The organism is Methanobrevibacter oralis, assembly GCF_001639275.1.
GTDB lineage: Archaea > Methanobacteriota > Methanobacteria > Methanobacteriales > Methanobacteriaceae > Methanocatella > Methanocatella oralis.
This window is the reverse complement of the sequence record NZ_LWMU01000019.1, coordinates 1-774: the sequence shown is the minus strand read 5'-3', so window position 1 is coordinate 774 and position 774 is coordinate 1. Positions and strand designations below refer to the sequence as shown.

General features: G+C 29.2%; 1 pseudogene. It reads left to right on the top strand.

Features of this window, described 5'->3' with window-relative positions:
* Positions 1-774, top strand: a pseudogene (locus tag MBORA_RS00345) (hypothetical protein); the annotation flags it as partial.

Below are 774 nucleotides of genomic sequence, written 5' to 3'. Positions count from 1 at the left end.
CAAGTCACATTAAAAAATATAAGATTCATAAATGCTAATAATACTCAAACAGATTGGGGTGGTGCCATTGACTGGTTTGGAGATAATGCTAATTTAGAAAATTGTTACTTTGAAAATAACCACGCACATAAACTTGGTGGTGCTATTTACTTACATGGAACACAAGGCAATATAAAAAACTGCACTTTTAACAATAACCATGCTGGTTGGAATGGTGGTGCTGTTGTTTGGTATGGTGCTAATGGTAAGGTAGTGGATTGTTCTTTTGTTAATAACCATGCAGATGGGTATGGTGGTGCTGTTTGGTGGACTGGTGCTAATGGTAAGGTAGTGGATTGTTCTTTTGTTAATAACCATGCTAAAAAATTTAAAGGTAATGTTATTTATTGGTTTAAGTCAGGTGATATATTTGGTTGTACTTTTAGTGTATTTCGTCCTAAAAATACAAATACTGTTACTGTTGATAACTTAATTTACTACGAAAATAATAATTACAATGTTAATTACTATGAAAATGGTAATAAAATCCTTAGTAGCGGAATAAATGAGAATATTACATTTTCTAATTTAAACAGTGGAAAACACACTATTGGAATGATTTATAAAAAAGATGGTACGCTTTTTATTAATGAGTTAATTATTAATGGTATTATTGGTGATTCTTATTTAAATTCTAATAATGTGTATATGTTTTATAATGATGGGACAAAATATAAGGTAAAATTAACAGACTACCAAGGAAAACCTTTAATTTATAAAAATCTTCAAATCACA